Origin of the sequence: Clostridium paraputrificum, from assembly GCF_900447045.1 — a bacterium.
In the GTDB taxonomy this organism is placed as follows: Bacteria; Bacillota; Clostridia; order Clostridiales; family Clostridiaceae; genus Clostridium; species Clostridium paraputrificum.
This window is the reverse complement of sequence record NZ_UAWH01000014.1, coordinates 1,239,570-1,263,778: the sequence shown is the minus strand read 5'-3', so window position 1 is coordinate 1,263,778 and position 24,209 is coordinate 1,239,570. Positions and strand designations below refer to the sequence as shown.

Below are 24,209 nucleotides of genomic sequence, written 5' to 3'. Positions count from 1 at the left end.
ATTCTGCCTTACAAGCTTATTATACCCCCTCTAAAGACTCTTTGTAACCCAATTAGGTCCTTAAAAAACATGTCCTACTCTTTAATAAATTGATACCCAAAAGTAACATCTTGTTTTTTTATTTATCTGTATTTTTAATAAAAAAGGTGGAGTGGATATTTATTTCCCTTGTTCCGTCGCAAGCTCCAAGTCACATGGAAACAAATATCCATCCCACGCGTACTAAAGGTAAGGAAATTATAAAATTACTATCCTTGATTTTATATTTTTTTAATATGAATTTATAATAATACCTTTGAGTTATAGTCAATTGAAATTTTATACTTTCCTAGACATTAAAAAATAAGACTCCTTACATAATAGTTCATGTAAGGAGTCTTATTACTTTAAATTCTATATTCATTATATAATTTTTTACCTATTCTCTCTATTATATATAATACCGGTAACTGTGTTGTAATATCACTGTCCCCTACCTTTACTTGTTGAACATAATATGAAAGGTTTAAGTCCGACATTTTGGCAAGGGTGCAATTCTCTGTATTGGTAATACTAGCAACTGTGCAGCCTTCCTTTTTTAATCTAGTAACATGATCAATAATAGTTGGAGTCTCTCCACAAACTGATAGTGCTATAACTAAAGCATTAGTAGAGTAATATCTAAAATTTGTAGGGAAAAATGGGTCATCTATATGTACTGCAAATTTTCCTATGGAAGAAAGATACCTAGCTGCATACTTACACAATATTCCCGAAGAGCCTATTCCAACAAAAATCACTGTATTGGCGTTTTTAACCATATTACATAGTCTGTCCAATTTGTAATCTAAATCACTATTATCTATGCCCTTAAGAAAGTTTACTATCTCTGATGCATCATCACTTACTTTTTTTATATTTTCTTCTTCTATATACATTTTAAATCTAACTTTAAACTCTGAAAATCCTTCACATTTTAGTTTCTTGCAAAATCTTAGAATAGTAGTTGTTGATACATGAGCTTCATCTGCTAATTCCCTAATTCTCATATACATAACTTTTTTTCTATTCATCATTATATAGCTATATAATGAAAGCTCTAACTCATTTAAACTTTGTATAACCTCATAATTAAACATATTACTGTCAACCCCATTCGTCATTAATCGTTTACAGAAACATTATAACTAACTTCTGCTTAATATACTAGTTTTTTATACAAAATTAAGATTTAACATTTATTATTGCTCCAAATATATTAGCATCATTATTATATTTGCATGCTCTTATATCAGTAGTAATAACATCCGAACATAAAAACTCAATACATTTTTCCTTGTATTTCTCTTTTAATAAATTAATAAACCAATCCTCCTCAGAGATGCCTCCACCTATACATATTACCTCTGGATTGTAAAAGGTTGTCATTGTAATTAACTGAACAATTATATTATTCATCCAATCTTCAACTGATTCAATTGCCTTCTCCTCACCATTCTTATATCTAAAAGTAACTTCACTTCCAAACTCGACTTTGTCTTTATCATCTACTTTTGAATTATATATTGAAACTAGAGCAGTTATTGAGGCATAATCACCTAATCTATCTATTTGTTTAGTTTTTAAGTTCATGAATGCTAAGTGATGAAATTCTCCTGCAAAAGAATCTTTTCCAAAAACAACTCCATTACTATCACATACACACCCACCAGTACCTGTCCCTATAATAAGAAATGCAGATGAACTACTTCCTTTAGCATTACCTATTTTGAATTCACAAAGCCCTGCTGACTTTGCATCATTTATTGATGCCACAATTTTTCCTGTTCTTTTATTAACTTCATTGTTAATATTGGTGCCATACATAATGCGAACATTAGGTGCTGCATAAGATTTCACATTAGACTCTTTATCTATAAGGCCTGGGGCACTTATTCCAATACTTTCAACTTCATGTAAATCTCCCATATTGGAACAAAGATAATCATAAAATCCATCCTTATCAGCAAACTCAACAGACTTTACCTTCCACTTATTAATAATGTTAAACTCTTCATCTACCTTAGCATACTTTATGAAAGTTCCACCTATATCTACACCCAAATAATGTTTCTTCATCATAAATCCCCCTTTGTACTTCTATTAATTTTATTAGTGATACTTATTTAAAAATACTACATATTATAAAAAATTAAACCTACTATATTACTTTAGTTACAAACTAAACATATTAGTAATTTGTTTTTTATTAAAAACATCCTGTTTTTTTACATATAAAAAGGGATTAGATATGCATCTATCCCTTTTTCATTTTATTCTATTGTTATTAAAGTCTCTTCTGTTATACTCGCCTCTTTATGTGCTGGTAAATCTATAAACATCTCACCTTCAAGCTTCTTAAATGCTACAGAAAGCATTAACTTAATTCTATTTAATTGATTCACCTCTGAAGCTCCTGGATCATAATCTACTGCTACTATATTGGATTCAGGATATTTTTCCTTAAGTGCCTTTATCATTCCTTTACCTGTTACGTGATTTGGTAAGCAAGCAAATGGTTGCATACAAATTATATTAGACGTACCACTTTCAATAAGTTCTATCATCTCTCCTGTTAAGAACCATCCTTCACCAGTTTGATTTCCTAAAGAAAGTATTTGTGATGCCATTTTTCCTAAATCTTTAATATGAGCTGGAGCATGGAATCTCTTAGAGTCATTTAAAGCCTTCTTCATAGTTTTTCTATAGCTTTCTAAGAACTCTATGACCATCATATATATATTTCTCTTAACCTTACTTTCACCAAGACATTTATACTTAAAGTCCTCATCATATGCTGTGTAGAAGAAGAAGTCCATTAAATCTGGCATTACTGCTTCAGCACCGTTTTCTTCAATTATATCAACAACATTATTATTAGCTGTTGGATGGAATTTAACAAGAATTTCTCCTACTAAACCAACCTTAGGCTTCTTTATATTTAATAACTCTAACTCATCAAATTCTTTAACTATTTGTTTTATATTTTTATTAAATGTTCTCTTGCTACCATTCTTAACATTTTCTTTAGCTATTTCATTCCACTTTTTATATAAAGCATTAGCAGATTCCTTTACTTTTTCATAAGGTCTTGTAGCATATAAAACTCTCATGAATAAATCCCCATAAACCATCCCCATAATAGCTCTATTAATTAAAGGTAGAGTAATTTTAAACCCTGGTTGTTTTTCAAGCCCTACAGCATTTAAAGATAATATAGGTACTTGTGGAAATCCTGCTTCCTTTAATGCTTTCTTTAAGAACCCAACATAATTTGTTGCTCTGCATCCACCCCCTGTTTGAGTAATAATGACAGAGGTATTATTAACATCATATTTACCTGATTTTAAACCATGTATTATTTGTCCTACAACTATTATTGATGGATAACAAGCATCATTATTAACATACTTTAATCCTTCTTCTACAGCCTCACTATCTATAGCAGGAAGCACTTCTAAATTGTAACCACATGACCTTACTGCCTGTTCTATTATATCAAAATGAATTGGAGACATTTGAGGAGCAATAATAGTATGTTTTCCCCTCATTTCTTTTGTAAATGTAGGATTTCTAAACTCTATTTTTTCCTCTACAGGCACATATCCATTTCTTTCTCTTTCTTCCATAGCAGCCTTTAAAGATCTTATTCTTATTTTAGCAGCTCCTAAATTGTTACCTTCATCAATTTTTAAGCATGTATATATCTTTCCTTTAGAAGAAAGAATTTCTGAAACTTGATCTGTTGTAACTGCATCAAGACCACATCCAAAAGAATTAAGTTGAATTAATTCTAAGGAATCATTCTTAGCTACAAAACTCGCAGCCCTATATAATCTTGAATGATACATCCACTGATCAACAACCCTTAAAGGCGAATCTAATTCTCCTAAATGTGCCACACTATCCTCTGTTAATACAGCCATATCAAAGGAGTTAATTATATCAGGTATTCCATGATTAATTTCTGGGTCAATATGGTATGGTCTTCCTGCTAAAACTATACCCTTCTTTCCAGTTTCCTTTAAATATTCTAATACTTCTTTAGCTTTATTTCTTATATCATTATCAAAGTTTTCTCTCTCTTTATAGGCCTCTTCAACTGCCTTTCTTGCTTCATCTATAGTTACATTAAAGTCCTTAAATTCTTCAACTATTCTTTCTGACAATACATCTTTTTCTTCTAAATTTAAAAATGGTTGAATAAATTTAATATTCTTCTCTTTTAACACATCCATATTATTTCTTATCACTTCTGGATATGATGTTACCATTGGACAATTATAGTGATTATTGGCATCCTTAAACTCTATTCTCTCGTAAGGAATACATGGGTAGAATATATTTTTTATCCCCCTATTTATTAATGCCATAATGTGTCCATGAGCAATTTTTGCTGGATAACAAGCAGATTCAGATGGTATTGTTTCTATTCCAAGCTCGTATATACTCTTACTTGAAACTGGAGAAAGCTCTACTCTAAATCCTAAATTAGTTAAAAGTGTAAACCAAAATGGGTAGTTTTCATACATATTAAGAACTCTTGGTAATCCTAAAGTCCCCCTTTTGGCTTCATCTTTCTTTAATGGAATATAATTAAAGGTTCTTTTAAATTTATACTTGTACATATTAGGAACTTCTTCTTTTATCTTATCTATTCCTAATCCTTTTTCACATCTGTTTCCAGAAATAAATTCTTCATCTGTAGAGAATTTATTAATTGTTAAAAGACAGTTATTTCCACAGCGACCACATCTCCTAAAATCAGAAGTCATTTGGAAGCTATCAACCTTTTCCTTTGAAAGAATAGTAGACTTTTCTCCTTCTACATATCTTTCCTTAGAGATAATAGCTGCTCCAAAAGCTCCCATAAGCCCAGCTATATCTGGTCTTACTGCTTCTCTTCCAGATATAAGTTCAAAACTTCTAAGAACGGCATCATTATAGAATGTACCACCTTGAACTATTATCTTTTCTCCCATTTCTTTTTCATCACGTATTTTAATAACCTTAAACAATGCATTTTTTATTACTGAATATGAAAGTCCGGCTGAAATATCTGCTATTTCTGCCCCCTCTTTTTGGGCTTGTTTAACTCTGGAATTCATAAACACAGTACACCTTGATCCTAAATCAACTGGTGATTTTGACTTAATTGCTTCCTTAGCAAAATCCTCCACCCTCATATTTAGTGATTTACCAAAGGTTTCAATAAAGGACCCACATCCTGACGAACATGCTTCGTTAAGTAAAATTGAGTCTATAACTCCATTTTTTATTCTAAGACACTTCATATCTTGTCCACCAATGTCTAGTATAAAGTCAACTCCAGGCAAGAAGTAATCTGCTGCCTTATAATGTGCAATTGTTTCAATTTCTCCTATATCTATATGTAATGCAGCTTTAATCAAAGCTTCACCGTATCCTGTTACTGCTGAGTTAATAATTTCTACTCCTTGTGGCAACTTAGAATATAGGTCTTTTAATATCTCTATAACCTTCTTTAAAGGATTTCCTCCATTACCACCATAAAAATCATAAACAATTTCTCCATCTTTATTAATTAACACCACTTTTGTTGTAGTAGATCCTGCATCTATACCTAAGAATACACCACCTCTACAATCCTCTAGTTTTCCTCTTTTTGCTTTTGATTTAGAGTGTCTCTTTTCAAATTCATCATAATCACTTTGTAATTTAAATAATGGTGATAATCTATCTACTTCCTCTTCATTTATATTTGATATATTTTCAACTTTCTTATGTAATTCTTTAAAGCTAATAAATTCTTTATTTCTTGATAAAAGTGCAGCGCCTATAGCAACAAAAAGCTGAGGGTTTTCAGGAAAAATCACTTCATCATCCTTTAAACCTAAAGTTTCAATAAATCTTTCTCTTAATTCAGATAAAAAGTATAATGGCCCTCCTAAAAATGCTACATTTCCCTTTATAGGCTTTCCACAAGCTAGTCCACTAATAGTTTGATTAACAACAGCTTGAAGTATTGATGCAGCTATGTCCTCTGCTTTAGCTCCTTCATTAATTAATGGTTGCACATCAGTTTTAGCAAAAACTCCACATCTAGAAGCTATTGGGTATATAACACTATGTCCCTTTGATAATTCATTTAACCCCATTGCATCAGTGTTTAATAGAGTTGCCATTTGGTCTATAAACGCACCTGTACCACCTGCACAAGTACCATTCATTCTCTGTTCTATTCCGCCTTTAAAATATGTAATTTTGGCATCTTCTCCACCTAATTCAATTGCCACATCTGTTTCTGGTATAACTTCTTCTACTGTTTTAGTACACGCTATTACCTCTTGAATAAAGTCTACATCTAACCACTTTGATACAGAAAGCCCTCCAGAACCTGTTACACCTACTGTAATTTTGCACTCTCCAACAACATCATAAGCCTCTTTTATTAAATTAATTATTGTGCTTCTAATATCAGAAAAATGCCTTCTGTATTCACTGTAAACAATATTCTCATTACCATCTAATACTATTAATTTTACTGTAGTCGACCCCACATCTAGCCCCATATTATATTTTTTCATAAATACACCTACTTTAGTAAATTTTGCCCCAAACTATATTATAGACTCCTTGAAACTTATTTCAAGAAAAGCACCAAAAATTTAAGAATGATTTAAAGATTTGTAACATTTGTTTACTATTGTAATTATTTATTTATATTATGAATATTCATAGAAAAATATGTATATATTATATTGCCAATGTCTATAATCATAATGAACTTATATTTTATACTTATGGAGGAAACTATGAATTTTTTTAGCGAAGGTAATAAACTTTACAATTCTCAAGATTATTTAAGAGCTATAGATTGTTATAAAAGAGCTGTTTCTAAAAAAGAAAATGAAGCTTGCTCCTACTATAATGCTGGTGTTTGCTTCATTAAACTTAAAGATTATGACAATGCTATTACCATGATACAAAATGCTCTGTCTCTTCAAAAAGATAGCAAGTATTACTTTAACTTAGGGTATTGCTATGCCATGAAAGAGGATTCTAATAAAGCTTTAGTTAACTTTAATATGGCTTGGGCATTAAATAATGATGATGATGACTGTGAAAAAGCAATTAAACTAATAACATCTAAAATCAGAAATAAGTAAATAACATTTCACATTCTTATATGTAGAAGACTGAAATCAATTTCGGTCTTTTCTTTTTATATTTTAGTTATAACCATATAAAAAATCCATTTTGCTCCAATCTTCTTTAAAAATATCTTGGCTATATCTAATTTCATATGCCTTAAAAAAGGAGCCAAATAACTTTAGCTCCTTTAAAATTCTCCTGCTATATTTTTAGTTCTGTGTGTTTCTTCAAAGTTTGATGAATCAAAATAATTACCTGAAATATAAAAAGTTGGATCTACATTTATCCACTTGCCTTCATCTTCAAGATATACCTGATTCCATGCATGACTTACAAACTCACTTCCATTGTAAGCATCACCTACAATAATTCTATTTTTTAATCCTATAGCATTACACATAGCTGTATAAAGACAAGCATAATCAAAACAAATTCCTCTTTTATCTCTAAAAGTTGGTATTGCTCCACTTTCAAAGGATGATGTATTTTCCATTATAGAATCTGCCTTTTCATCATCATAAATCACATTGCTTCCAACCCATCTATAAATACTTCTAGCTTTTCCTCTATCACTAGTATCTCTAGAAACTAATGCTTTTGCTTTATTATCTATGCTTGCATTAGATTTAACCCCTTCATCTAAGGTAATACCATTATAATAAATAATTTTATTGCTAGATATATTCTCCTTTAGTCCATTTGAAATAACTTGAACCTTTTTACTATCTACCATTTCCTCTAGTTTATCATAAGGCTTAAGTCCATCTAATATGCCTACTCTATAGCTTGAACTTACTAAATTATTATATAAAACTAAGGGAATACATATTAAAACAATAAAAATAATTCCCCTTATAAATCCAAATATAATAGAAAAAATTATAAGAAAAGGACTATTGTGTCTTAGTTTGTTTAAAGCAGAATTTAGTGAAAATGAATGAACCAATTTAAGTACTGAATATATAATAAACTTAACCACAGCAAATATTCCCACTAATAAAATAACATGAACTATTCCATTATCTCTTATTGAATTTTGAAATACTTGAGCTAATAAGTTACCAACCATAATGTCAAACTTTTCATAATAAGAAAGAATTATGAAAAATGTAACTATAGTTGAACACCCTGATAAAATTGGGTCTACTGCTTCGTTTAGATCTCTACTATATACTACTTTTCTAACACAAGTAATTATAGAAAAAATAATTATACCCAAACAGACTAGCTGTTGAATATCTAAGTTAAATAAATCCATAAGATCACCCTTACTCTAATTCTTCTACATTGACAACTTCCTTAACTACCTCTTTTACCAAAGAATAGTCATACCCCCTACCTACTAAAAATCTACATAGTTTATTCCAAATCTTATATTTATCACTTTCTCTTTTAGAAATTGCTAGGTACCTTTTTCTAGCCAACTCTAGTGCTGCTTCTTTTTCTTCATCTTTATCTATTGTTTCTAATGCACTTTCTATATCCTCTTGGTCTACTCCTTTTTTCATAAGGGCATATTTTATTTTCCCTCTACCTTGGGTTTTAGACCTATCCTTAACGTACATCTTTGTATAAGCTTCATCATTTATAAACTTGTATTCACTTAAAAACTCTAAGGTTTTATCTATCTCATCTTTTTCATAACCTTTTTCAAAAAGCTTTTCTTTAATTTCTTTTTCAGTTTTATAGCTTCTTTCTACTATTCTTAAAGCTGTATTCTTACACTTTATTATATTGTCCTCTTTAACTACTTCTTTTAGCTTTTCTTCATTTATTACTAAGTCTTTCCTTAATCCCTCTCTATATACAAGTTCTGCACTTACAGAAAAGGCATAGACTTCATCAATATAAATATTAACCCTATCTTTTGTTCTTTTTTGAGCTTCTATCTTAGTTATTTTGCTCATTTATAATCTACTCCTTTGGAGATGTTAAAATATGAATTGTAGGATCTTTTAGTACCAACTTTGATACTTTATAAATTTTATCCTTATTTAAATTATTTAAACCTTCCATATCCTTAACAAACTCATAAATATCTTCATCTTCAAGTTCCTGATGTAGTATATAGTTACAAAGTTCAGCAGAGTCCTCTAAAGTTGATATTACTGCAGTTTTATGGACCTTTTTCATTATAGCTAAGTCCTTATTACCTATTTCTATATTTCCATTAACTACATTATTTAATGTTTCATCAATTGCTCTTATAGCCTCTTCCACATCTTCATCAGAAACTGCAGTGTATACATATAAAGTCTTAACGTTCTTTGTCATATCTAAATGTGTATAGATATCATAAGCAAGTCCTTTTTTTTCTCTTACCTCTCTAAAAAGCAATGAATTAGAGCTTTCACCTAATCTGTGATTTAGTATTCTAAGTGCTAACTCATCATTCTTATCTAAATGATAAAATGTATATAAATAAACTATAGTACTTTGCTCCATATCGTTTTTATAGCTTACTTTCTTTAGTGGAATATTATCTTCACAAATTACAGGATGTTCTACTTCCTCTACCCCTTGCCAATTAGAAAATTCTCTACTAATTAACTCTTTAGCATCTTCATGTTCCATAGATGATACCATTGTTATTAAGCTGTTTTTAGGAGTGTAATACTTATTATAAAACCTTTTAATATCATCCCTTTTTAATCCTTTAACAACTTCTTCTAATCCTGTAACATCATATCTTAATGGACTACTATTAAAAGCCACTTCATTTACTCTTTTAAAACTTAAATCCTCTATATCATCCTTGCTTGTTCTCATTTCTGCGAGAATTACCCCTCTTTCCCTCTCTATCTCTTCTTCTGGAAAATTAGATGAAGTAATCATATCTCCTAATAATATACAAGCATTCTCTAATTCTTCACTTAAGCAACTTATTGTATATACTGTAGAATTATAATCTGTATATGCATTATATTCTCCGCCTAAAGATTCAAGCTCATCATTAAGCTCTTCATTATTTCTTTTATTTGTCCCCTTAAAAAGCATATGCTCAATAAAATGACTTATTCCCTTTTCTTCTAAGGACTCATATATTGCACCCACTTTAACTCCTAAATTTATAGAAGCTATTTGAGTATCTTTCTTTATAGTTAATATTTCCAAACCATTATCTAAATAGTGTTTTTTCACATCAAAATTCAGCTTAAGCATCAATTATCTCCTTATCAATCATTGTATCTATATAATATAAGCTTTTTTACCTAACTTTACAATATATAATTACATTATTCTATTTTATATCCTCGGAATTTTCTATATAATGTACATAAGGTATATGATAATAACTTTAACTTCTTATACAAACAATAATGAAAGGAGTTTTTATACTATGAGAAAAAATATTTTAATTGTTGAAGATGAAATAAGAATAAGGTTTCTATTAAGAGATTATTTCCAAAAGGAAGACTTTTTAGTATATGAAGCTGAAAATGGTAAAGAAGCTTTAGAAATCTTTAAAAGTAATAAAATCGACCTTATAATTTTAGATATAATGATGCCTGTAATGGATGGATTAACTGTATTAGAAAAAATACGAGAAGTATCAACAATTCCTGTTATTTTACTTACTGCTAAGGGGCAAGAAGAAGATAAACTTCAAGGATATGACTTTGGAGCTGACGATTATATTACAAAACCTTTTAGTCCTAAGGTTTTAGTTGCAAAGGTAAAGGCTTTGTTAAAAAGGACTAGTGAAAAAATAGATTCAAGTACCCAAAACTTTAATGGGTTAGTAATAAATAAACTTTCCAGAGAAGTAAAAATAGATGAAAATATACTTTCATTATCCCCAAAAGAATATGAACTTCTTATATATTTGGCCTCTAATGAAGGTATTGCTTTAAGTAGAGATAATATATTAGATAATGTTTGGGGAATAGATTACTATGGGGATATTAGAACAGTAGATACCAATGTTAAAAGATTAAGAGAAAAATTAGGAGATAAAGCTAACTATATAGTTACTGTTAGAGGTAGCGGATATAAATTTGAGGTGAAATAATGAAGAATAACTTATCAAAAAAAATATTCATCATTACTCTTAGCCTTTTACTTGGGTTAATGATTGTTATATTTATATTTCAAACCTTCTTTTTTCAAAGCTTTTATGAATTAAAGAAAAAGAATAATTTAGTTAAAGATATTAATAGGTTTACTTCCTTATATGCTAATCAAACTCAAGATTATAATAGCATTGGCAAAGCATTAATTATATTAGAAAGTGAAACAAATTCAAGAATAGGTATTTTCTCTTCCATTACTGGAGATACACTTTATATCTCTGATTCCTACAGTGAAGATACAGCCTATGTTAGAACACTAAAACAACTATTGAAAAATAATAATTTAAGAAAAGAGATTATTGCATCAGGAAAACCTCAAACCATAGATTTTATAGATCCTAATAGTAACAGTACGAAAATTGGTGTTTTGGCTCCTATGAGTTTATATTCTACTAATGATTCAATATTAATTTCAGTTACATCCATTCAACCTATTCAAGAAGCTTCTGATGTTATAAGGGAATTTTATTCTTACATATTTATAGGTTTCATATTTATATCAATATTACTTTCTACTGTATACACTAATCTTATATCTAAACCACTTATAAAAATTAATAATGTTGCTAAAAAGATGTCCCAAATGAACTTTAATGAAAAATGTAAAATTGACAGAGAAGATGAAATTGGAAATCTTGCTAGTACTTTAAACTTTTTATCAAGCAATTTAGATGGAGCCCTTCAAGACTTAAAAGAAAAGAATAAGAAACTTGAAGAAGATATAGAAAAAGAAAGAAATCTAGAGATTATGAGAAAAGACTTTGTTGACTCTGTTAGCCATGAATTAAAAACTCCAATAGGTATAATAGAAGGATATGCTGAAGGTCTTAAAGATGGTATTGTTTCTGGAGATAACGCCCTAGAATACCTGGAGACAATAATTGATGAATCAAAAAAAATGAGCATTCTAGTCACAAATATGCTTGAAATATCTAGACTTGAATCAGGTGTTATAAAACCAAACTTAGAAATTTTTAATATTAATAGATTAATTAAAAACTTAGTAAATAAATTTACTATTGAAGCAAATGAAAATGGATTAAGAATAATTTTTGATGAAAAGACTGACTTCTCATATGTAAAGGCAGATAGATTTAAGATGGAACAGGTTTTAACAAACCTTATAACTAATGCAATAAAATATACTCCTGAAAATAATGATATTGTTGTATCTATCTCCATGAAAGATAGTTTTTATGAAATATCTGTAATAAACTATGGTATTCAAATAGATAAAAATGATATAGATAAACTTTTCAATAAGTTTTATAGAATAGATAAGGCTCGTAGTAGAAATAAAAATAGCACAGGTCTTGGCTTGTCTATAGTAAAAAACATACTAGATATTCACAACTTTAATTACTCTTTAAATAATATTGAAAATGCTGTAGAATTTAAATTTCTATTACCTGTAGAAAATCCACCTGAAGAATAGGTAAATAGTAACTTAGTCCCTATTTTAGGGAAAAAGGTCCTAACTTAAGCATATTCTGTTGATTTATGTAACTTAGTTATATATACTTGTATTGTAAGATTATTCCTAGCAGATATGGAAGTTTACACAACGTCACAACTCCCCAAGAACCCTATATCATAAAGATACTACTCTCCCAGGTAGTATCTTTTTTTATTCCGTATTATTTGACATAATTTTTGTAACTTTTTATTATACGTATTGTTAAATATAGGTTAAAGCTCTTAGAATTGTTAACTTTTAATTATAAAATAGTATTGTACATTAAATTTATGTAAAAATTATATATTCGAAGGAGCGAAAATTTTGGACACATTTAACATTTTCATTGAAGTATTTGGTGGTTTAGGCTTATTCCTTTTTGGAATGAAACTTATGGGAGATGGCTTAGAAAATGCCGCAGGAGAAAAACTAAAAAGTATATTAGAAAGAGTTACTAGCAATAAATATATAGGAGTACTTGTAGGTACTATTGTAACAGCAGTTATCCAAAGTTCTAGTGCTACTACAGTTATGGTTGTTAGTTTTGTAAATGCTGGACTAATGACATTAATGCAAGCTGCTGGTGTTATAATGGGTGCTAACATTGGGACAACCATTACAGCTCAAATGGTTTCCTTAGATTTAGATAAAATAGCACCAATATTTATAGGCCTTGGTGCTATTGGTTTATTAGCCCTAAAGAAAAAAAGAGCTAGAGATATTTCATCTATAGCCTTAGGTTTTGGTATTTTATTTATGGGAATGGGAGTTATGTCATCTTCATTAAATCCTATCACCCAATCAGATGCCTTTAGAAATGTAATTTATATAATTGGAAATAATAGATTTTTAGGTGTTTTAGCTGGACTTGGAATGACTGCAATAGTTCAAAGTTCCTCTGCTACTACTGGTATTTTAGTTGCTTTAGCAACAACTGGTTCTATAGATATGAATGTAGCACTTCCAATAATTTTAGGCTGTAATATAGGTACATGTGTAACAGCTTTACTTGCTTCAGCTGGAGCTAATAGAACTGCAAAAAAAGCAGCTCTTATTCACTTATTCTTTAATGTTATTGGTGTAGTTATTTTCATTCCATTTATGACTCCATTAATTTCTTTAATTGAAAGTATAGATCCAGGTAATGTTGCTAGACAAGTTGCAAATGCACATACTATATTTAATATTTCTGTAACTATAGTACTATTACCTCTAGCTAAATACCTAGTTTTACTTGCTAATAAACTTTTACCAGGTGATGAAATTATCGAAAAAGATGGTGCTATCTATTTAGATAAGAATTTACTTGAAACACCTGTTGTAGCAAGTTCCCAAGTTTTTAAAGAAACTATAAGAATGGGTGAAATAGCTAAGAAAAATATAGAAGCAGCAATGGATGCATTCTTAAATAATAATGAAAAGAATATAGAGCAAGTCTATAGAAGAGAAAAAATAATAAATAATCTAGAGAGAGAAATAACAGACTACTTAGTAGATTTATCATCCTATGATTTACCTGTAACAGATAGTAAGAACTTAAGTGCTACTTTCCATGTTATAAATGACATTGAAAGAATTGGTGATCATGCTGAAAATATAGTTGAATTGGCTACTGATAAAATAAATAATAATATTTCTATTGGTACTGATGCGAAAAATGAATTAATAGCTATGTATGAAAAAACTTTAGAAGCTTTAACTTTAGCTATTGAAAGCTATAAGAATGAAGATAATATAGAAGCATTAAATATTAAAAAGATAGAAGAATCCATAGATAAATACGAAAAGGATCTTAGAGAAAACAATATTAGAAGATTAAATGAACACTCTTGCTCTGCAAACTCAAGTACAATTTTCCTTGATTTAATAAGTAACTTAGAGAGAATTGGAGACCATTCAAATAATATTGCAGCTGCAGTGAGAGAAAGATAGATAAAAAGATAAGCAGGTTAATTAGGATAATAGAGATTAGGAGGAGAAATTGCTTTGCGATTTCTGTTCCATATACTCCCCCATTTTAGAATATTCATCAATACAATTGCTATTGTGCGTCTTAGCCAACACTCACTTAAAAGAACTTTGCCATAGGCAAAGTTCTTCCTTCACTTTATTATCTTTATTCTCTCTTAATAAGATAACTTTGCCCTAAGCAAAGTTATTTTAAATATACCCTCCATCCACTCTAAGTATCTGTCCTGTAATATAACTTGAATCATCTGAACATAAAAATACTGCTGTCTTTCCTATTTCTTCAGGTAGTCCAAACCTTCCAACTGGAATCTCATTTTCTAGTTCTTCTCTTTCCTCTTGACTTAAAAATGAATTCATCTTTGTATCTATAACACCTGGTGCTATAGCATTAACTCTTACATTAGATGGAGCCATTTCCTTTGCTAAGGCTTTTGTGAATAAGTTTAATCCACCCTTTGATGTAGAATATAAAACCTCACAGGAAGCTCCTACTTCTCCCCACATAGAAGAAATATTTAAAACTGCTCCACCTTTTCCAAGCATATGAGGTATTGCTAACTTTGTAAGATACATTGCTCCTAAAAGATTTGTGCTAATTAACCCTTCAATATCTTCCCTTGTTGCATCCATAAATAATCCTAATGTACTTCTTGCTGCATTATTTACAACTATATCAACTTTACCAAAATGCTCTAAAGTTTTATTAATTATCTCCTCTGCTCCTTCAAAAGAAGAAACATCCCTCTTTATAGCATATGCTACTACCCCTAGCTCCCTTAAAGCTTCTAGAGTTTCCTTTGCACCCTCTTCATCCTTAGAATAATTAATTACAACGCTAGCTCCCTCTTTTCCTAATTCAATAGCTATAGCTCTTCCTATTCCTCTTGAGGCACCAGTAATAATGGCTACCTTACCTAATAACTTTGACATCTTTCTTTACCTATCCTTACTTTAATGTATCTATTAAAAATGATAATGCATTTTTATAGTATATTTTTTCTATTTCATCTATTGTAAAACCTTCTTTTTCTAAGGCTTGTGCTAATTTTCCCATTTCAGAAGCATCTTTAACTTCCACTTCATTTCCTATACCATCAAAATCACTACCTAATGATATAACATCTATTCCACCAACATTTTTTATGTGCTTAATATGTGAAACCAAGTCCTTTATTTGAGTAACTTTTTCATAACCTACAAAGTCTGCACAGAAGTTAATTCCCATAATTCCACCTTTTTCTGATAACTTTTTAATCATATCGTCAGTTAAATTTCTTGGGTGCCTTTTTATACTTCTGCTATTTGAATGTGTTACTATAAATGGTTTCTTGCATTTTTCCACCAAATCATAGAATCCCTTATCTGAAAGGTGTGATGCATCAGGAACTATTCCTAATCTCTCCATCTCTTCCACCATTTCTATACCTTTAGGTGTAAGTCCCTTATCCTTATATAAAAATTCATAGTTAGGGTATCCTAGACTATTTTTATAATTCCATGTTAAGGTAATAAATCTAACTCCATAATCATAAACCTTTTGAATATTATCTATGTTCCCTTCAAGGGTTTCTCCCTCTTCTATGGAAAGAAATGCTCCTATCTTTTTATCCTTTTCAGCCTTTGATAATTCCTCTACATTCCTAACTAAAGTTATATCCTTTTTATTTTTATCCAACTCTTTTTCTAGATTTCTATGCATAATTTGAAACTCTAAAAATGGATTTTTAACTTCTCCTATATCTATAAAAAATGCAAATACTTGAGCTAAAGCTCCGCCCTTTTTCATCTTTTCAATATCAATTTTAAAACTATTACTTTTTAGTCCACCATTTTCATATAACATTCTACCAGCTGTATCACAATGTAAATCAATATACTTCATAGCTATTTCCCCTTTTTTCTTTACTCTTTTACATACTTTAGATATTCATCCACCCTTTCTGGACCACCTAAAATATTTCTTCTTATGTATAAGGTGTTATCATCTCTAACATCTATTATCCATTTAACTAATGCTATAAGTCCACTACTAATTTCTATTGTACTTATAGAATAGGGTAAAACGCAACATCCATCATTAAAATACAAGCCTTTTCCTAACTTAGGAAACCTACTTTCATGAGTATGTCCACAAATAATAAATTTATTATATTCTTTGCTCCACTCAGCTAATTTCTTATCTACTTTACCACCTTTTTTATAGTTATTAGCTGGACTAGTTGGAGCTTTAAACCCTGCAATACCTTCCATGTATCTCCAAAGGTGCCTTACTAAAAACTTGCTTACAGGTGCAAATTCATAATTCATAAAATCTAGCTGATGCCCATGGGTTATGAATATCTCCTTCTTACTTGGCTCATGTCTTAAAACTATACTTTCTTTAAATTTAATTTTATCCAATAAATATATTAAGTCTTCACCAAAGGCCCTATCTATTTTATGAAGCTTTCTTTTTTGCTTTTCTAAATATTCTTTAGATGCTTTCTTACCATCATGGTTCCCATAAAGCATATGAAGTCTTCCATGTTTATTAAATTTATTTAATATTTGAAAAACATCTCTATAATTATAAGAAATATCTCTATAACATTTATTTTTCCATAGTTCATCTCCATCCCCTGCTTCAATAAGTGTATATCCTTCTTTATAATAGTAATTTAAAGCTGCTACATATATATTTTTATTGCTCATTAATGAATCAGCATAGCTTCCATCTCCTCTATGAACATCGCTAATTACAACTATTTTAGATTCTCTATCAAAGGGTATTCTATCACTTATATTGTATAGCTTTAATAATTTATTAGGAGTCATACTATCCCTTCTTATAATTACTCATTATAACATTATATGAAAATAAAACTAAACAGTGATTACTCCTAAATAATTTTAAAGGAGAAACTGCAAAGCAATTTCTCCTTTAAATATCAACTATTCATCTTTTATTATTAAACTTATTTCTCCAGTTTCAAGAGTCTTTTTAACATCAATAACTCTTTGATTACTTGAGCCTCTATATTTTAGTTTTATGTCCCTATTTTCTAGCTGAAAGCGTCCATCAATAAGAACATCAACTTGTTGAAGAATTCTTCTCTTCTTTTCATCATTAATTATATTTTCATAAATATAACCTGACCAAAGCCAAATATCTTTCCCTGTTTCTTCTTTAACTCTTTTTAAAAGATTTACTAAAGAATCATCCATAGTTTGTTCCATTGGCTCTCCACCTAGAATATTTACTCCCTTAATATTAGGATTTTTAACATAGGATAAAAATTCATCTTCTATCTCTTTTGTCCAAAGTTCTCCACTATTAAAATCTTGAAGATCTTTGTTAAAACATCCTTCACAGTTATTTGTACATCCTGTAACAAAGAGAGTTGTTCTTATATCTGGTCCATTTGCTACATCAAATTTTCTTATTTTTGCATATCTCATGAAAACACCTTCTTATAAATGAAGTACTCTATCTCCTATTTCAGCCGTTCTTCCTTTATTCCAGAAATTTGTTCCTATATCGTACCACCGTTGGTTTCCCAATACTTTAACACCTTATATAAGGTCGGACTAGACTATCCCTTTACAATATGTTCATTACACATGTATTACCATTATAGTCGTTGAGCCTTCTCCATATTTTTAGGAGCTTGGTTGCGGATTATCCAATCCTAATGCCTTTTTACCATACCTAAGCAATTACTCTTAGCCATAATACTATTTCTAATATTACTTGGTAGCATTAAGCTCTAAGGATGTCCCCGCAGTTTCGGTAATTTAACGTGAGCCTATATTGTTAACCCACAAGTTCTTCTCATTACTTGCATTTCGCTTTCTTCTCTATTACCACATGATGGACAGTACCATTCTAAGTTTTCATCTAACTTAATTTCTCCTGTATATCCACAACTATAGCATATATCAGGTTTTGTATTGATTTCTGCATATTGAATATTGTGATAAATGAAGTTAATTAGGCTTTCTACAGCTTCTACATTTCTTGTTAAATCAGGCACTTCAACATATGAAATACAACCACCTAAACTAATACCATGGAATTGAGATTCAAACTTAAGCTTAGAGAAAGCATCTATTTCCTCACATACATGAACATGATATGAGTTTGTATAATAAAGTCTGTCTGTTACGTTCTTTATTTCTCCAAATCTAGCTTTATCTAATCTACAGAATCTATAAATTAAGTTTTCTGCTGGTGTTCCATATAAACCAAAACCTAATCCTGTTTCCTTCTTCCACTCATCACATGCATCCTTCATATGGTTCATAACTTCAAGTGCAAACTTCTCTCCTTCTTGAGTTGTATGGCTTACCCCTAGCATTGATTGAACCATTTCATGTACTCCTACATATCCAAGGGATAATGTTGAATATCCTTCATTAAGAAGCTTGTCTATAGCTTCACCCTTCTCAAGTCTAGCAATTGCACCATGTTGCCAGTGAATTGGCGAAACATCTGAAACTGTACCTAATAACATATTATGTCTTGTTATTAATGCTTCCTTACATAAAGCCAATCTTTGGTCTAAAAGTTCCCAGAATAACTCCATATCACCATTTGCAATAATACCTATTTGTGGAAGGTTAAGGCTTATAACACCTTGATTGAATCTTCCATACCACTTATAATCTCCATTTGAATCCTTCCAAGGACTTAAGTGAGATCTACATCCCATTGGTGGGAATGTATTTCCTTCATAGTTCATTCTCATAATCTTAGCTGATTGATAATCAGGTACCAATCTCTTTGCAGTACATTCCGCAGCAAGCTTAGTTATGTAATCATACTTTCCACCTTCTAGGCAGTTATGCTCATCTAAAAGGTATACTAATTTAGGGAAGGCTTCACCTATTTCTTGTCCCTTATAGTTCTTCATACCTTCAAGTCTTTGTTTAATCATTTCTTCACATATTAATGCCATTTCCTCTTCATATTCATTACCTTCTTCAATTTCAAGGTAAATTGTACTAAATGGCGCTTGTCCGTTAGTTGTTTGAAGAGTTGAAAGCTGATATCTTATAGTTTGTACTCCATCCCTCAAGTCTTTCATCTTCATGTCATTAGCTAAATCTATTGCTAATTCTTCATTATTATATTTTTCCATATAGAATTTATAATACTTGTCATATGTAACTCTTAAGAACTTAGCTAAATGCTTAATTGTTATACTTTGACCACCATATTGGTTAGATGCAACTTGAGCAATAATTTGTGTAGTCACTGTACAAGCTGTACCAAAGGATTTTGGTGATTCTACTAATTTATCATTTATAACTGTACCATTGTTTAGCATGTCCTCAAGATTTATAAGACAACAATTGAATATTGGTGATAGAGTATAATCCATATCATGCCAGTGAATTGCACCTTCATCATGAGCTTGCACTAAATGTGGTGGAATTAATCTTCTTCTTGATATATCCTTAGACACTTCTCCTGCAATTAAATCTCTTTGAGTTGCAGCTATTACAGAATTCTTATTTGAATTTTCCTTTAGTACATCCTCATTTGTCTTTTGAATTAACCCTAATATACTTTCATCTGTTGTATTAATATTTCTCTTAAATGATTGAACAGCTCTATATCCCTCATATGATTTAGCTGTTATTGATTGACCATAATGCACTAGTCTTTCATAAACATAAGATTCAATTTTATAAATTGTTGGAGTTTCATTTTCATCCTTAAAATAATTCTCTGCATCATTTGCTATTAATTTTGCTATATCTGGTAAATAAATACCACTTCCATGTTTCATAGCCTTTAAAATAGCCTCTCTAATCTTGTGTTTGTTGAATTCAACTATGCTTCCATCTCTTTTTATTACTTCCATGTACATTCCCCTTACAATAAATTACCTCTTATGGTTTAATATGTTTATTTTTTCAAATCAACTAAAGCTATTATAACTTATAAAAAAATAGTTTTCAGAAATTAAATTAATAGATATTTATAACTATTTTCATCTTTCTTCGTTTTTCTATTATTTTTGCTAATTATTGCACTATATCATCATTTGCACAAAATATCGGGTTATGATAAGAATTTTTCACTATATATTGTGGTACACCTAAAACTAACACTATACATTGGGGGTGACCTATAAACCTCTATTTTACCAAATCCTTTAACATAGTTGACTACATTATTTATAGTAGTATAATGTTCTACATTGACTATTTATCATTATGGAGGGATGGCATATGAATTCATTTATAATAATATTACTTGGAATTGTTTTTTTAATGACACTAGGATACTACATAAGCTCTTTATATTCTGTTCATTATAAAACTGTATGGAAAAACAAATCAAATATTAAATATAGAGTAAAAACCAGTTCAATAACTTCTTACGCTCCTTTATTTGGTTTAATCCTAGCAACAATAATATTTGCTTTCTATTTTAGAAATTCTGGGTACAGTCCTATAATTACTGGAGCAATGGTTATAATTACTATTGTAGTTGGACTACTAATAAGATTAAGTATTAAAGAACTTTACTTTTTTGATACTTACTTAGTTTTTAAAAATAACTATATTGAATACTCAGAAATGGTCAACTTATTATTAAAAAGGAATCCTAAAAATGGAGCATATGAAATGGAAGTAACAACTAAGACTGACCTTGTATCTTGTAAGATAAATGTAGAAGATAGTAAATCTACTATTAAAGACATTAAGGTTATACTACCTAAAAACATAAAAATTAAAGAAGTAGATTGTAAAAATAAATAGAAAAAAGCGTCGCATTTTTTGCGACGCTTTTTTAAGTAGGATGAAACACGAAACCAAAGAAATTTTATCAATTTCTTGCTACAACCTTATGATAACATAGTATTGTTAAATCAAATTACATCTTTGTAAACTAATTGTAATATTGAGGTTAAATCCTATAGCCTACCAGCTTGATCCACTTCCACCACCAGTTCCTCCTCCTGAGAAACCTCCACCCGAGAAACCTCCATCAGAAGAACTTGTATTATGAGATCCCACAGTATCAGATACTGAATTCATATTAGTACTAATTATCCTAAGCATACTATAGCTATTTAAATCTGTATACCCTGTATAATATGGTGATTTATCTACTTCTATGCCCTCAAATTTATCAGCCCATTTATCTGTTATATTTAGTACTTGAGCATAAGGAAGTATATTATAAAAATAATTTGGATTTTCTTCTAGTAAGGCTTCTAACCTTTCTTTTTCTGCTGTTTCTAAAAATTTTCTGAATCCTAATATTTTTTCTAATATCTTTCTTCCATATTCACTTCTCTTTGGTAAAAGTCCTGCCATAATAATTATTGAAAAAATACATATAGCTACTACAATATCAGTTATAGCATAGGATCCTATCTTAAAGATTAATACTATAATAAAGGCTGATAATAAATATATAAATAAAGCAATAAAAAATCCTAATTTAGCTTTATTAGTAACAATTCTATTTAAATTATTTACGTTTAAAGCATAAATTATAATATACACAATACTTATTATTCCAGCTGATATTAAAGATAATCCAATTACATCTCCATTAGTTAAATTGCTTGTATACTTGGCAGAGATATAGAACAATACCATTGGAATAAATGATATGAATAATAACAACACTGAAATCTTTCTTGATTTTGCATCTGTTAGCTTCTTTCTTTTACCTTTAAATACTGATTGAACTGAATTAATAGCTGAGGAGATTTTATTTTCTAACTCTCCATTCCTTAGCTTAGCTTCTGTTACCTCATTACTTTTCTTAAATAGCCCTTTAAACAAAGTATGTTCATACTTTTTATGCTCACTATCTAGTTCACTGATTTTTATCAATTTAAACTCATTATTCTCATCAAAATTGATTTCTAAATGACCTTCACTTGCCCAAAGATAAATTAATGAAGTAATATCCTTAGGTGTACAACTATTTTTATAGGCATAAGCCAATTCTGCACTATTCATTCCATCTGGAGGATAAAACTCTAACTCTAGTTCGTATCTCCTTTTTTCTTTAAATACTAAAAATAAAATTCCTGAAATTATTACTACTATAAATGATAAAATAATAGTTTTTATTTCTGACTTATCCATCTCTCTTGTAAATAAACTATTATCACAGTCTATTGATATAAATACCTTTTCTCTTGGATGAATAGTATTTGTATTATTAAATGTAACCTTATTATTCTCTCTAGCTAGGGTATATCTATCCTTATTACTACCAATGCCTCTATCTAAAAAGTTTACCAAAGCATTTTCTATAGGAACCTCTGATTCTACATTTACAATAAGATTATCAACCTTACCTTCATAATTATTACTCTTTAAACCTAAATAGATATCATCTGCAAGTCTTGGCCTAACCTTATAAGATACCTTAACCTTATATACTCCAACTTCTTTAGGAACATAAATTGAAGAGTATTTTTCTGACACTTTAAATTGGGAATTATCACAGCTTAATTCACTTATCTTATTATATTTATTATCATCCCATAGCTTTATTTCATTTGATCCAAAATCATAGTTTTGTGATGTAACCTTTATTTCAAATTCTCTTTCTACCAAGTATTCCTTTTCTTTTGTAATCTTAATATTAACTATTTCATCATTTATATTGAAGGGATATTTTCTTTCTTTTACATTTTTAAATGTCCCTTCTTCTAACCTTGCATTTATAGTTATCCCATTATTTTCTTTAATTTCTTTTGTAGATTCAATTATAATTTCGTTATTTTTAACTGTATATTTAGAAAGCTTATTTTCTTTACTTCCATGTTCCCCATCTGTTAAGGTAATATTCTCTAGCTTTCCTCCCTTAGGATACGTTATATTTGATCTAAAGCTTTCAACTCTTGTATCCCAAGTTGGCAATAGATTTAAATAAATATAGTCTCCATCAACTTCTTCATCATCATAATAATTTAAAGTATATTTTATTATATATCTTTTGTCTCCATCTATAGTTTCATCTTCATCACCTATTTTTAAACTTACATTCCCTGATTCCTTAGTTGATTCATAGGGTGCCCCTATTACAGAAATATCTGAAATACTACATTCCTCTGTACCTGATGAAGTAGTTATATCTCTTTTAATGCCATGTCTGTCTTCATTAAAGTAAACATCTATTGTTTCTGTTATAAAAAACTGTCTCTTATCATTAACCTCCACATCCACTTGCATATTTTTTATATAATATCCTTCATCTTCTGCTTTGGGCCTTACTTCTACAATGTTAATGATAAAAATACTAATTAAAACTGATATTATTACCCCTTTTAGCTTTTTCATATCAATCCCCACTTTTTATTATTTTTGACTATATTTTACCACAAAAAAGGTGGAGTGGATATTTATTTCCCTTGTTCCGTCGCAAGCTCCAAGTCACATGGAAACAAATATCCACCCCACGCGTACTAACGGTAAGGAAATTATAAAATTACTATCCTTGATTTTATATTTTTTTAATATGAAATTATAATAATACCTTTGAGTTATAGTCAATTGAAATTTTATACTTTCCTAGACATCAAAAAAAGAGGAAT

At 29.6% G+C, this 24,209-nt stretch carries 17 protein-coding genes; 5 read left to right on the top strand and 12 right to left on the bottom strand.

Going from position 1 to position 24,209, the window contains the following annotated elements; all coding sequences use genetic code 11:
- Nucleotides 1-386: 386 nt before the first annotated feature.
- The 3 genes from DR024_RS10935 to DR024_RS10925 all read right to left on the bottom strand — a co-directional run bounded on the left by DR024_RS10935 (nt 387) and on the right by DR024_RS10925 (nt 6,584).
- Nucleotides 387-1,118, bottom strand: coding sequence for a MurR/RpiR family transcriptional regulator (locus DR024_RS10935; RefSeq protein WP_027097927.1), 732 nt, complete (start codon nt 1,116-1,118; stop codon nt 387-389).
- 85 nt (nt 1,119-1,203) lie between these two features.
- Entirely contained in the window at nt 1,204-2,097 is an 894-nt protein-coding gene (locus DR024_RS10930; RefSeq protein ID WP_027097928.1) for an ROK family protein, read from the bottom strand.
- Nucleotides 2,098-2,291: 194 nt separating this feature from the next.
- Nucleotides 2,292-6,584: a 2-hydroxyacyl-CoA dehydratase gene (locus DR024_RS10925; protein ID WP_027097929.1), complete on the bottom strand. Its 4,293-nt coding sequence runs from the start codon at nt 6,582-6,584 to the stop codon at nt 2,292-2,294.
- A 228-nt stretch (nt 6,585-6,812) separates the two neighbouring features.
- Here DR024_RS10925 and DR024_RS10920 point away from each other — a divergent pair, with 228 nt between their 5' ends.
- Complete coding sequence (locus DR024_RS10920) at nt 6,813-7,166, top strand: tetratricopeptide repeat protein (protein WP_027097930.1); 354 nt, start codon at nt 6,813-6,815, stop codon at nt 7,164-7,166.
- 173 nt (nt 7,167-7,339) lie between these two features.
- Here the strand turns inward: DR024_RS10920 and DR024_RS10915 are convergent, their stop codons facing one another.
- From DR024_RS10915 to DR024_RS10905, 3 genes are read right to left on the bottom strand one after another with little or no spacing between them, the layout of a single operon-like run.
- On the bottom strand, nt 7,340-8,410 hold the full coding sequence (locus tag DR024_RS10915) for a transglutaminase domain-containing protein (RefSeq protein ID WP_051195929.1): 1,071 nt from the start codon (nt 8,408-8,410) through the stop codon (nt 7,340-7,342).
- Between the two features lie 10 nt (nt 8,411-8,420).
- Nucleotides 8,421-9,059 (bottom strand): recombination regulator RecX, encoded by a 639-nt coding sequence (gene recX / locus DR024_RS10910; RefSeq protein WP_111918784.1) that lies wholly within the window; start codon nt 9,057-9,059, stop codon nt 8,421-8,423.
- A 7-nt stretch (nt 9,060-9,066) separates the two neighbouring features.
- Nucleotides 9,067-10,314 (bottom strand): M16 family metallopeptidase, encoded by a 1,248-nt coding sequence (locus DR024_RS10905; RefSeq protein WP_111918782.1) that lies wholly within the window; start codon nt 10,312-10,314, stop codon nt 9,067-9,069.
- 178 nt (nt 10,315-10,492) lie between these two features.
- On the opposite strand from DR024_RS10905, the gene DR024_RS10900 reads away from it, so the two are divergent.
- The 3 genes from DR024_RS10900 to DR024_RS10890 all read left to right on the top strand — a co-directional run bounded on the left by DR024_RS10900 (nt 10,493) and on the right by DR024_RS10890 (nt 14,613).
- Nucleotides 10,493-11,164, top strand: a complete 672-nt coding sequence (locus DR024_RS10900; protein ID WP_027097934.1) for a response regulator transcription factor — start codon at nt 10,493-10,495, stop codon at nt 11,162-11,164.
- On the top strand, nt 11,164-12,660 hold the full coding sequence (locus DR024_RS10895) for a sensor histidine kinase (protein ID WP_027097935.1): 1,497 nt from the start codon (nt 11,164-11,166) through the stop codon (nt 12,658-12,660). The genes DR024_RS10900 and DR024_RS10895 overlap by 1 nt, the downstream gene beginning before the upstream one ends.
- Before the next feature lie 345 nt (nt 12,661-13,005).
- Nucleotides 13,006-14,613 carry a Na/Pi cotransporter family protein gene (locus DR024_RS10890; RefSeq protein WP_055254268.1) on the top strand — a complete coding sequence of 536 codons (1,608 nt, stop codon included), beginning with the start codon at nt 13,006-13,008 and terminating at the stop codon, nt 14,611-14,613.
- Between the two features lie 228 nt (nt 14,614-14,841).
- Here the strand turns inward: DR024_RS10890 and ymfI are convergent, their stop codons facing one another.
- The 5 genes from ymfI to nrdD form a co-directional block, all read right to left on the bottom strand.
- Entirely contained in the window at nt 14,842-15,582 is a 741-nt protein-coding gene (gene ymfI / locus DR024_RS10885; RefSeq protein ID WP_027097937.1) for an elongation factor P 5-aminopentanone reductase, read from the bottom strand.
- Between the two features lie 16 nt (nt 15,583-15,598).
- Nucleotides 15,599-16,534 carry a dipeptidase gene (locus DR024_RS10880; RefSeq protein ID WP_027097938.1) on the bottom strand — a complete coding sequence of 312 codons (936 nt, stop codon included), beginning with the start codon at nt 16,532-16,534 and terminating at the stop codon, nt 15,599-15,601.
- A 20-nt stretch (nt 16,535-16,554) separates the two neighbouring features.
- Nucleotides 16,555-17,466 (bottom strand): metallophosphoesterase, encoded by a 912-nt coding sequence (locus tag DR024_RS10875; protein ID WP_055183793.1) that lies wholly within the window; start codon nt 17,464-17,466, stop codon nt 16,555-16,557.
- A 117-nt stretch (nt 17,467-17,583) separates the two neighbouring features.
- Nucleotides 17,584-18,090 (bottom strand): anaerobic ribonucleoside-triphosphate reductase activating protein, encoded by a 507-nt coding sequence (gene nrdG / locus DR024_RS10870; RefSeq protein WP_055254272.1) that lies wholly within the window; start codon nt 18,088-18,090, stop codon nt 17,584-17,586.
- 347 nt (nt 18,091-18,437) lie between these two features.
- Nucleotides 18,438-20,501 (bottom strand): anaerobic ribonucleoside-triphosphate reductase, encoded by a 2,064-nt coding sequence (nrdD, locus tag DR024_RS10865; protein ID WP_051195930.1) that lies wholly within the window; start codon nt 20,499-20,501, stop codon nt 18,438-18,440.
- A 370-nt stretch (nt 20,502-20,871) separates the two neighbouring features.
- Between nrdD and DR024_RS10860 the strand changes: the two genes are divergently transcribed.
- Complete coding sequence (locus DR024_RS10860; protein WP_027097941.1) at nt 20,872-21,405, top strand: hypothetical protein; 534 nt, start codon at nt 20,872-20,874, stop codon at nt 21,403-21,405.
- Between the two features lie 162 nt (nt 21,406-21,567).
- Here DR024_RS10860 and DR024_RS10855 read toward each other — a convergent pair whose 3' ends face one another.
- Entirely contained in the window at nt 21,568-23,955 is a 2,388-nt protein-coding gene (locus tag DR024_RS10855) for a DUF2207 family protein (RefSeq protein WP_111918780.1), read from the bottom strand.
- Between the last annotated feature and the right edge of the window lie 254 nt (nt 23,956-24,209).